Consider the following 10,946-nt stretch of genomic DNA (forward strand, 5'->3'; position numbering starts at 1 on the left):
AACTTTATTTCCTAATACTATATATTTTCAGGACTAAGCGTTCTATTTTATGCATAAATGGTAAATAGTTATACTCTCACTTCAAGATTAAAGAATAATTAAAAAAATAACTAAGCTTTAAGTAATAACAAAATACAATAAGCAAAATTTATTATGAGCGCTTTGCCTCACAAAAGGATTCAGATTGGATGATAGAGCGATTGTTCTTGTAGTTACTTTATTAAGCAGTTTTTTTACATGGAAAATGGTTAAGGATTTTTATATAACAAAATTTCACATGTTATTCGCACATATTATTGCAATAATGACTGCCACTTTTATGTTTGTTTCAATTATGCTTTTATTTGCATCAAAAGAGATACAAACAGATAGAACAAAAGAAGTTACATTTAGTTTTGAAGCATTATTATTCGCCATACTTATGACAGGTATTATTTACTTTTTCTTCAAATATTTGCCTTCAAGAAAGAAGAAGTAAGTTATTTACTATGAAAAACAGTGATTTCTGTAATTTTCCCACTATTTACTATCAATTTAAAACTTTCTTAAGCTTTATTTGATAATAATTCCGCAATACAATTTGGAGAGACAATGGAAACATATTTTTTAATTACAAACTTTGAACAAGGGTACCATCAAGAAGAGTTCATTTATGAAGAAGTATTGCTTGAATACTGTGAAATGGCTTTAGAGATTCCTCTTGAAAAAATTGAATCCGTTGAATATCATAATGATACAATTGAAATTTCATTATTTCAATTAACCTCAGAAGATACAAGTGATGACTGGTATGTTAATTTGTACAAAACTGCAAAAAGATAAAACAAAATATTCGTAGCGCTTAGTTAATTTAACTAAGCTGCAATCTCAAACACTCCTTTTAAAACTCATATAACTTCTATTTTTAAACAATTTTTTACATACTTCAATAAATATGATAACAGTTCTCACTATTAATAATACTTTAAGAAAACTTACACTACCATCTAATAACGATTATCATTAAGGATATCAAATATGATTGACGTGGCTATTGAAAATAAACAAAATTTGGTAAAACCTACGGGTTGCACCTGTTAATAATGGAGATAAAATGAGTATATTAATTATAGGTGGAGATAAAATTTCACACATTCAGTCGATGTTAGAAGATTTAGGTGCTAAAAATATCAATCATTGGGATGCAAGAAAAAAATCTTCTGCTCCAAAAAAGAAAATTCCTATTGATACAGATTGTATTGTAATGTTAACTTCTTTTTTAAATCACAATACAATGCTTAAGTATAAAACACAAGCAAAAAAATACAAAATACCTTTTATCTGTGCAAAACGTTCTATTTCATGTGTATATGAAGAATATGTAAGAGTAATGGATCTTAAAGATTGTGCGTCTTGTTATGCGGATTGTGAAAGTTATAAAAATGCAAAATAACCTTATTGGATTTTTTCAAGAACAAGAATCTTTGCCTTATTTTTTTGATCACTTTAATAATAAAGAAAAACTAAGACAATTATTTTTGTCCTTAAGTTCTAGTTTAATTAAAGAATATTATATTTTTTCCAAATATGAGCAGAAAACATTATGTAAATATACTTTTGAAGAAATTTTCAAATACAAAATAAATTCTTTAAAAGCTATTTCTTATATCAAACCTTTTGTAAAAAAAGAGTCTTTTATTTTCTGTTTGCATTCAACCCTAATTATAAATAACTACGTAAATAAAGAGATGAAAAAACAAATATATGCAAGTTCTAAACTGTTGCCTATGGCAAAAGTTATTGCAACATGTTTTATAAACAACAAATTACAACTCTTTTTTGATAAAAATCTGCTTTTCCATGAATATGTATTAAATAAAATAAGAAAAATGCATAAAAATAATAAAGTTCTTGATAATGGGGATTCAATTTGTATTTTTAAAGAAGACGCTGTTCCTTTAAAAATTTATACCTCATGGAAAAAAATTGACCCTAAGAATTTAAAAATTGAAGATGATATCAATACTGCTATTAATTCAATTAAACAAAGTGAATTTAAACAAGTGTATTTGGTGTATCCAAAACTTGAAAATTTTAACAGACATATACAAATAAAAGTAGATGAACTAGAAGATAAAAATTACGAAATAAAAGTAGTACCTTATTCTCTTAGATCAATTATACGAAATATACAAGGATAAACAATGGCTACAGCAATATTTTACGCTTCAAGCGTAGGAAATACAGAAGACATAGCAAAAAGACTTTCAACAAAACTAGGAGATATAGATACCTATAATATCTGCGATGAAGGCATAGAGAAAATTAATAATTATGAAAAAATAATTTTTGGAGTATCTACTTGGGGAGATGGAGATTTACAAGATGATTGGGAAGATTCATGGGGAGATTTTTGTGATATAAATTTTTCTAATAAAACAATTGCTTTGTTTGGTTTAGGAGATCAAGACTCGTATGCAGATACCTTCGTAGATGGTCTAGGAACTATGTATGAGGCATTAAAAGATACAGGGGCCAATATCATTGGTTTTACATCAGTTGACGGTTTTGAGCATGAAGAATCAACAGCACAAATAGAAAATGAGTTTGTAGGTTTGGTTTTGGATGAAGACAATCAAGATGATTTAAGTGAAGAAAGAATTGATGCGTGGATTGATACGATTAAAGAGCGAATTTTATAATAAATTTAAGAAGCCTTTAGCTTCTTAAGTTTTTAGTCTTTGGCTTGACACTCTTGGCACATTCCATATAACTGCATAGAATGAGAAGTAATTTTGAAATTATTTACTTTTGCAATATTATCTTGTCGTTTTTCTATTTCTTCGTCTAAAAATTCAATAATTTTACCACAGGCTGTACAAATTAAATGATCATGATGTGCTTTTAGGTTTGCTTCATATTTTTTACCCTCAGTACCAAAAGCGATAGAAGTAATTAATTTTACATCTTCTAAAAAAGAAAGTGCTCTGTAAACAGTTGCAATTCCAATATTAGACTCTTTATATGCAGATTTAATATGGTTATAAACATCTTCCGCTGTTAAATGTTCTTCAACACTCATAAGTACTCTAAGAACAATCTCACGTTGTTCAGTGTATTTTAAACCTTTTTGTTTAACAATTATTTTTAGTTGTTCTATTACTTCGTCATGTTTTGACATTTAAAGCCTTTATTATTGATATGTCTGTATTAGTATAACCAAAGATGAGAAAAAAAGAAAGTTAATTTTATGCTTTGATTTTCTCTTTAGTTTTATTACTTACTTTATTTTTTTTCTGATATAACATATGATGCCACAATGCAAAACCACAAAAAGCAGCTCCTGCTATAATATGTGTTTTTTTTGCCAGTTTATTTTTCATAAACATTGATGTTACCACAGTAGCACCTAAGGTTGCGCTCATTGCAATTTTTGCAGCTTCTCTTTGAATTTCTAAATCAAGTCCCATCTTTACGTCTCCTTTTACTTCTTTTAATCATAACTTTTGCACTTCCTTCAAGTGTTTTAATGCTTAAAGCAAAAGTTAAAATAGTAGCTAGGTGTAAAATAAATGGCATAAACTTCCTTTTGATAATAATAATCAGAATTCTATCTAAGAAAACTTAAATAGGAGAATGCCTTTTAAATTAAACTACTTGTCTTTATTTAACTTAACACCTTTAATTGAATTTAATAATAAGGCAATGGTTGTTCCATTATGTAAAACAGCTGTAACAATGGGCGTAAAAAATCCCAAAGTAGCCCCCGCTAAAATAACTGAATTTACAGCCACGGTTGTATTAAAATTGTTGTTAATTAACTTCATTGTTTTATTTGCAAATTCTTTTGCTTCAACTACTGCTTCAATATCATCTTTTAATAAAGAAACATCAGCAGTAGCTTTTGCGATATCAGCGCCCTTACTCATAGATATACCTACATGAGCAGAAATTAAAGCAGGTGCATCATTAATACCATCACCAATAAATGCGACCTGATGCCCTTCTTTCATTAATTCTTTTACTATTCTTGCTTTATCTGTAGGTAAGAGACCAGCATATACTTTATCAATTCCTAATTCACCAGAAATTAATTCAGCTTTTTCTTTAGTATCCCCTGTAAGCATAATAATATTTTTAACACCAAGCGTTCTTAAACGAGCAAGTGCTTCTTTTGTATTGTGTCTTAAGTGATCTGCTAAACCAATAGTTCCTAATAATTTCCCATCGTAAGAAATATACAGCAAGGTTCGTCCATCTTCTAAAGACTTTTCTATGGCTTTTTTATGCTTAGAAAAAGGAATCTTTTCATCATCTTCTAAAAAATGTCTTGAGCCTATAATCACTGTTTTTCCATTTACTTCTGTTTTAACACCATGGGCCACAATAAATTCGACTTCTTCATGATGCATATGTACAAAACCTTTTTGTTTTGCAGCTTTTACAACCGCTTCTGCAACAGGATGAAAATAATGTTCTTCTGTACTGGCTGTTAAATTTAAAATATCATCTTCGCTCCAGGCTTTGTCATAAGAATCAATAGACATAACTTCTAGTTCCCCTGAGGTTAATGTTCCCGTTTTATCAAAAATAAATGTATCTGCAATACCTAATGCTTCAACTGCTTTTGCGCCTTTAATCATTATTCCATCATTCCCCGCTTTTGAAATAGTTGATTTAAATGCCACCGGTGTTGCTAGTTTTAAAGCACAAGAATAATCTGCTTGTAAAACAGAAGCTACACGTTCAAAATCACTGGAAATTACATAAGAGAGACCAGCTAAACCCAAGGTTACTGGTACCAATTTATTTGCAAGTTTTGTTGCTTTTAACTGTACTGAACTTTGTTCGTTTAAAGAGTTTTCTATATAGTGTTTAATTCTTTGTGTTGCGGTATCATTACCAACACATTCTGCCCATATTTTTAAACGGCCATCTTCAATAACAGTACCAGAGATTACTCTATCCCCTCTACTTTTAGAAATAGGTTCTGCTTCTCCTGTCATAGATACTTGATTAACAGATGCTTCGCCTGAAACAACATGTCCATCAATGGGAATAGTACTTCCAGCTCCAACAACAATGATATCACCAATTTTGATATCTTCTGTAGGAATTAGATTTTCTACAATTTTTCCATTTTCTTGCGTTTGTAACCAGGCTTCTTTTACATTTGGTTTTGATAACTCTTTTAATAAATCATCACTTTTATGTACTGTGGTTTCTTCTATATATTCGCCAAGCTCTAACATTGCATTGGTTGAATTTGCAGCCAAATAATCTTTTCTAAATACAGATACTGCAACGGCAGCACTTTCTAGAACCTTAGAAGTTAAACCTTCGCTAAATAATTCTTTAGTTCCATCTATTAACATAGGAGCAGCTGCCCCTATAGTTAAAGAAGCTTTCAAAAAATCATTTGAAATAAAACGCTCTGAAATTAAAGCCGAAGATGCACGAATAACACCATTTAGTGTAGGAGCATCTTCTTTTACATACGCCAAACTAAGTGAATTATAAGAACCATCGTTTAATAAATCATCAAGAGATAATTTATCTAGAATAGTTTCAATTTCGTAACACACTTCAATATCTTCTATATTAAAAATGATAGAAGAGGCTTTTTTATTTACGCGTACTTTATTAACCCCTTTAATTTTTGATAAATAAGAAGATAAAATATTGTCATCAATAAATTCTTCTTTTAACAAATTAAAACGGTATCTAACTCGTGATGCTGTTTGGTGGACTTTTTTAAAAGTATTGCTCATTTTATTTTACTCGCCTGATTCGTCCATTTGAGCCCGTGCATCTTCATATCTTTCTTTTAGCTCTTCCATTCCAGCTTGAAAAAGTTCACTACCTTTTGCTGCTGCATTCATCATTTTTTCTTGTGCACCTTTATTGGTTAAAAGAAAAGTCACGGCAGCACCAATAAGTGCTCCTTTTAAAAAATCACCTTGAGAAAAACCGCTAAGAGGATTTTGTACGTCTGAAGTATTATTATTTTGCGCTACATTATTTTGATTAATATAAGGATTAATTTGTGTATTTTTTGTTGTTCTAGAGTTTTCTATATTATTATCATATTTTTGCATTATTTTGCCTCATCTTGTGCATTGAATTTTTCATCTAAAATCTCAAGCGCATAAATACCAGCCATTCCAATAGAAATAGCACTTAACGCTTTCATTAAACCGCCTTTTTGACCAAGGTAATTAGAAGTAGCAATTGCAGCACCTGTAGCAATTGCCCCTTGAGATGTTTTTTTAATAGTATCTTTTAAAGCAAAGGTAGGTTTAACTTTTTTTTCCATAACTTTTTTATAATTAATGGTTCCAGAAATAAGTGCGGATGCTACGGCACCACTAACAATATGACCTAAAACATTTCTTTCATCACCCGTATTAATTAACAGTTCTTTCATTAACTTTCTTCCTTAGCTTTAACTTTTCGTACACGTTTTTTAGGTTCTTCTAAAAAAGTATTATCACTTGTTTCATTTTCAGATGTAAGCTCTTCTTTGCTTGTCATGATTTTATTTTTAACTTCATTTACAAGTTCTTTACTTTTTTCTAATGATGAACAGGCCAATGCTTTTGATTTATCAACAACCTTACATGCTTGTTCTTGTAGTTTATCGCTTTTAGTAAAAGCAACCACTGCTCCTGCGCCTAACGCCAATCCTAATATAAATGGTAATGCCATAACTTACTCCTCATTTTTATTTAAATAAGTACTTAAAAAAGCACTTGATGCTGCACCTAGAGCAGCGCCTGAAACCATTGAAACATTCATTTTCCCTAATAACTGTGTTATTTTATCTTGATCAATATTTCCTGTTGCAATATCTTCTAATAAGTTTTGATACTCACTTGCTTTATTCATCATTTCTTCAGGATTAAACAAAGCAGAACCTGCATCTTTGTTGTAGTACTCTTTTACACAATTCCTAAACAAAGGAAGATGATTATTATAAGAAGCAGCTTGTAAACGATATAAAACATCTTTTACATCTTCTTCTTGGATATATTTTAGTAAATCATCGTACATTTTAATATTTACTATTTCTGTAGCAACTCCTACTTCACAACATTCTATATACGTGTTAGGTACAGTAAGTTTATTTGTCCAGTCATTAAGAGGTACATCAATTTCATATTTTTCAAGCAAAGAAATTAAAACAGAATAATGAACAGCTTCTGCTTGTTTAATACTTGAAAATGGCTCAATATCACCTAAATTTTCAAGTATTGCACTATAGGTTTCATACGCTTGCATTTCATCATAAACAGCAATTCTTAGAACTTGTGAAAGTGCGGTTTCACTCAAGTTCAAATCTACACGTTTTTGCTCTAAATATGAAAAATCAAGTTTTTCAACATTTTCATTATTCAACACTAGATCTTCTAAGTTTTCATTTGTTTCCAAATCTTGTGTAAAGGAACTCTCTTTTTCAAAAGTATTTGTTTTCAACTAAATAACCTCCTTTGCTAATGCATTCATCATTGAAGTAATTTCTTCAAGATTCTCACCCTTAATTAAATCTTCCCATAAAGACGAAGGGAAAATAACAGGATCATAGATAATAGTTACTGAACCAATTATTTTTTTAACTTTGATACTGGTGATACCATTGATTTTTTCAGGTATATTTTCTATGTCTTTAATCGTTATAGAAGAACTTTCATTTTTAATTTTTGAAGAAACTCTTACTCTTAATCGTCCAGGGGTGTGAGCAATTACGCTAAAATAACCAGCAATCTTTATAATGTCTTCTGTTTTAATCAATCTATATCCTTCTTATTCTTCAATATTTCCCGTATTCATCTTAAGTGGTGCTTAATATCTACTTAGAATCATTATCAATAATGACTTCTTTGTATATCACTTTATTTCTTCCCGTATTTTTTGCTTCATATAAAGCAGCATCGCATCGTTTATACACAGCAGAATACGTTTCCCCTTTTTCACAAAAAGTACAACCAATAGATATACTAATATCGATATTTATTTCTTCGTAAACAAAGTCATGTGTATCAACTATTGTTCTTATTCTGTTTGCTATACTAATAATATTATTACTGGAATAATCATTAATTAAAATCAAAAATTCTTCTCCTCCAAAACGTCCTAAAAGGTCTTCTTTTGACAATTCTTTCGAAATAAGAGATATCATATTTTTTAGAATAAAATCACCTGCTGGATGACCGTAAGTATCATTGACTTTTTTAAAATGATCAATATCTAAAATAAGAAAACAAAAGTCTCGTTTTTCAAGCCAGCGTTTAATATATGTTGTAATCGTATTTTTGTTGTAAGCATTAGTAAGTTCATCAATAGAAGCTTTATTTTCTAATGTCATTATTTTTTTATTTACTGCTGAAACATCGTTCATACATATAAGATAATTCTTAATATCCAAACGTGTAATATCAAAAGTAAAATATTTATTGTCTTCATCGATACATTTAAGCTGGGCAGGAACTTCTAAGGTTCCATACTTCTGTGCAACACGTATTAAGTTTGCGCTGGATGTTTCATCTAATAAAGCAATATTTGTCATAAAAGAGTCTTCTGAGTGAAAAATATCATTAAACTTTTGATTGGTACTTTGAATTTTATTACCATCTGTAATAAGAATAATATTTTTTTGACTGTCAAGAACAGATTGCAAAAAATCTTTTTCTTTTTGTAATTTTAAACTTTGTTGATAATTAATATGTTTAAACATTTGATTCATTTTTCGTGATAAATACGAAATTTCATCATCATAATCAACTTTCAATTCCAAACTGGGACTTTCATTCTTTGAGGCTTTTTTTACCATAGTGGTTATGTATTCGATTCGGGAAGTAAATAACTTTTGCATAAACACATAAAAAATAAGCAAAACAATAACAATCATGATTAGAAATACCATTAAAGTAATTTCAATATTATTCAATAAAAAATCAAAAATTTGTCTGTTACTTTTCATGCGGATGTAAAAACTCTTTTTTTCAAGATCATCGTATAGTTTTATATATGAAAAAACTTGGTCTTTACTTATCTTTTGAATATCATAGTATATTTTTTTACCAAAGAAACTCAATTCTTTAATATTTTTATCATCGTAAAAAGAAATTAAGGAAATATATTCTTGTAATAATTCCCCAATTTCATTTAACAAAGTAGCGTCTAGGGTTCTTGCTATAAAAACATATCCAATATGTTCATTTTTATACAATAATTTCTCAAGAACAAAAATTGTTTTTTCGTAATTTAAGGTCATAAAAAAAACATCATTACTTTTTTTAATATAAGAAGATAAATCGTGTTTCATAAAAGTATTTAACTCTTCGGGAATAGATAAATATTCATTGGAATTAATATCAAAACTGTTTCCATATATTTGTTTTTTATTTTTATCATATAAAACAAAATAACTTAGTTTTAAGTTTTGCATTAAATCATCTCTGTTAAGCATATACGCTTCAATTTCATTAACATCATTGTTTTTTACGGCTTTTGCTAAAACATCATTTAAAGAATATTCATAAGCAATACTTTTAATATGAAGGGAGGTTGAATCAAGAACATTTTGGAACTTCTTAATATTTTTTTCTATGAATTTATCTTCTAATACTTCTATCTTGTCTATTCTATTAACTAATATCATACCTACAAGGCTTATAATTAATATGACAATAGTTAGTAAAAAAAGAATAGTTTTTTTACTTATTGACATTGGCACTCACTTTTTTTACAGAAGTATAACTTAATTATATTAAATTGATATTAATTATCATTTTAAATTAGAGTGAAATATCTCTAATTTTAAAGCATAAAAAAAGGCAATTCTTAAAAGAATTGCCTTTTTTTAGCCTAAACATATTTTACTGGCAGTTTTCGCATAAACCATATATTGTCATAACATGGTTTTTTAAATCAAAGTTATTTTCTTTTGCAACTATAATTTGTTGCGATTCAATAATTTCATCTGCAAACTCAATAATTTTGTGACAAGCTGTACATATCATATGATCATGATGTAAAGAAAGATTTAATTCATAACGTTTAGTTCCATCACCAATATCCAAAGAATTTACGATACTCATTTCTTCGAAAAACTTCATTGTTCTATAAACAGTTGCTATTCCCACATCAATATTGTATTCTCTTTTTACATAAGTAACAATATCCTCAGCAGTTAAATGATCTTCACTGTAATATAAATTTTTAAGAATATAATCTTTTTGTATAGAGTTTTTAAAACCTAGTTTAGATACATGCTCTTTAAAATTTTTTAAAAATGTATCAAAAGAAATGTCATATTTTTTCACGGGGCTCGTCCTTTTTTATGCAAATATTGAAAATATACTATCAATATATTTAATAAGATATACAATTCTACTCATTTTATGCTTAACCAAATATTAATGATGATAATAATTATCGTTTTAATATTAATAATACAAATTAGATGCTATACTTCTTTATAATAAATGTAAATAAGCTTGAATATATATTTACAAAAAGATAAAGGAAAAAAATGTTAAGCCTAGCATTATTTGGAACAGTTGCAAGAAGTGCTCTTATTGGAGCCATTGTAACTAAAGCCATTGATACTTTAGTCATATCAAAAATAAACAATAAAATGGAAACAAAAAGATGGTTAAGAACAACTAAACTTGAACTGTTTTCGAAAATATCAGAAGATTTATTGTCTTTAGATAATACAAATATTAATGAAAATATTAGAAGTATTAAACAAAATACAGCAAAAATCGTTTTATTGTTGGAAAATAAAAATTTAATACGAAAAATTGATGAGCATATTTTAGCCCTTCATAAACTAAGCAATAAAAAATTTGTTAATGAAGAAAAATTCGATAATCAAATTAAAATAATAGCAATGGATTTTATTATGTTGTTAAATAAAAATATTCAAAGAATATAAGTAAGTCTAATCAAATTTCAATCAA

16 protein-coding genes are annotated in these 10,946 nt (G+C 28.2%); 6 read left to right on the forward strand and 10 right to left on the reverse strand.

Features of this window, described 5'->3' with window-relative positions; translation table 11 throughout:
* The first annotated feature begins 184 nt into the window (after positions 1-184).
* The 5 genes from HRT41_00880 (at position 185) to HRT41_00900 (ending at position 2,681) form a co-directional block, all read left to right on the forward strand.
* Complete coding sequence (locus HRT41_00880) at positions 185-478, forward strand: hypothetical protein (GenBank protein NQY22562.1); 294 nt, start codon at positions 185-187, stop codon at positions 476-478.
* A 113-nt stretch (positions 479-591) separates the two neighbouring features.
* Positions 592-822, forward strand: coding sequence for a hypothetical protein (locus HRT41_00885; protein NQY22563.1), 231 nt, complete (start codon positions 592-594; stop codon positions 820-822).
* 271 nt (positions 823-1,093) lie between these two features.
* A complete protein-coding gene (locus tag HRT41_00890; protein ID NQY22564.1) occupies positions 1,094-1,432 on the forward strand; it encodes a DUF2325 domain-containing protein in 339 nt (112 codons plus the stop codon).
* Complete coding sequence (locus HRT41_00895; GenBank protein ID NQY22565.1) at positions 1,422-2,180, forward strand: hypothetical protein; 759 nt, start codon at positions 1,422-1,424, stop codon at positions 2,178-2,180. The genes HRT41_00890 and HRT41_00895 overlap by 11 nt, the downstream gene beginning before the upstream one ends.
* Positions 2,181-2,183: 3 nt before the next feature.
* Positions 2,184-2,681 (forward strand): flavodoxin, encoded by a 498-nt coding sequence (locus HRT41_00900; GenBank protein ID NQY22566.1) that lies wholly within the window; start codon positions 2,184-2,186, stop codon positions 2,679-2,681.
* Between the two features lie 32 nt (positions 2,682-2,713).
* Here the strand turns inward: HRT41_00900 and HRT41_00905 are convergent, their stop codons facing one another.
* From HRT41_00905 to HRT41_00950, 10 genes are all read right to left on the reverse strand, one after another.
* Positions 2,714-3,160, reverse strand: coding sequence for a transcriptional repressor (locus HRT41_00905; GenBank protein NQY22567.1), 447 nt, complete (start codon positions 3,158-3,160; stop codon positions 2,714-2,716).
* Between the two features lie 67 nt (positions 3,161-3,227).
* Positions 3,228-3,449, reverse strand: coding sequence for a hypothetical protein (locus tag HRT41_00910; GenBank protein NQY22568.1), 222 nt, complete (start codon positions 3,447-3,449; stop codon positions 3,228-3,230).
* Positions 3,450-3,632: 183 nt separating this feature from the next.
* Entirely contained in the window at positions 3,633-5,750 is a 2,118-nt protein-coding gene (locus tag HRT41_00915; protein ID NQY22569.1) for a heavy metal translocating P-type ATPase, read from the reverse strand.
* A gap of 6 nt (positions 5,751-5,756) precedes the next feature.
* The gene (locus HRT41_00920; GenBank protein ID NQY22570.1) at positions 5,757-6,080 is read right to left on the reverse strand and encodes a YtxH domain-containing protein; all 324 of its coding nucleotides are present in this window, start codon (positions 6,078-6,080) and stop codon (positions 5,757-5,759) included.
* The gene (locus HRT41_00925) at positions 6,077-6,406 is read right to left on the reverse strand and encodes a hypothetical protein (protein NQY22571.1); all 330 of its coding nucleotides are present in this window, start codon (positions 6,404-6,406) and stop codon (positions 6,077-6,079) included. Before HRT41_00925 ends, HRT41_00920 begins: the two co-directional genes overlap by 4 nt.
* A complete protein-coding gene (locus HRT41_00930) occupies positions 6,406-6,687 on the reverse strand; it encodes a hypothetical protein (protein ID NQY22572.1) in 282 nt (93 codons plus the stop codon). The genes HRT41_00925 and HRT41_00930 overlap by 1 nt, the downstream gene beginning before the upstream one ends.
* A 3-nt stretch (positions 6,688-6,690) precedes the next feature.
* Complete coding sequence (locus HRT41_00935) at positions 6,691-7,455, reverse strand: DUF2202 domain-containing protein (protein NQY22573.1); 765 nt, start codon at positions 7,453-7,455, stop codon at positions 6,691-6,693.
* Positions 7,456-7,770 carry a hypothetical protein gene (locus HRT41_00940; GenBank protein NQY22574.1) on the reverse strand — a complete coding sequence of 105 codons (315 nt, stop codon included), beginning with the start codon at positions 7,768-7,770 and terminating at the stop codon, positions 7,456-7,458.
* 58 nt (positions 7,771-7,828) lie between these two features.
* Positions 7,829-9,640: a GGDEF domain-containing protein gene (locus HRT41_00945; GenBank protein ID NQY22575.1), complete on the reverse strand. Its 1,812-nt coding sequence runs from the start codon at positions 9,638-9,640 to the stop codon at positions 7,829-7,831.
* A gap of 217 nt (positions 9,641-9,857) precedes the next feature.
* Positions 9,858-10,304, reverse strand: coding sequence for a transcriptional repressor (locus tag HRT41_00950; protein NQY22576.1), 447 nt, complete (start codon positions 10,302-10,304; stop codon positions 9,858-9,860).
* A 209-nt stretch (positions 10,305-10,513) separates the two neighbouring features.
* Between HRT41_00950 and HRT41_00955 the strand changes: the two genes are divergently transcribed.
* Positions 10,514-10,921, forward strand: a complete 408-nt coding sequence (locus tag HRT41_00955) for a hypothetical protein (protein NQY22577.1) — start codon at positions 10,514-10,516, stop codon at positions 10,919-10,921.
* The last annotated feature ends 25 nt before the right edge of the window (positions 10,922-10,946 follow it).

Source organism: Campylobacteraceae bacterium, from assembly GCA_013215945.1.
GTDB lineage: Bacteria > Campylobacterota > Campylobacteria > Campylobacterales > Arcobacteraceae > NORP36.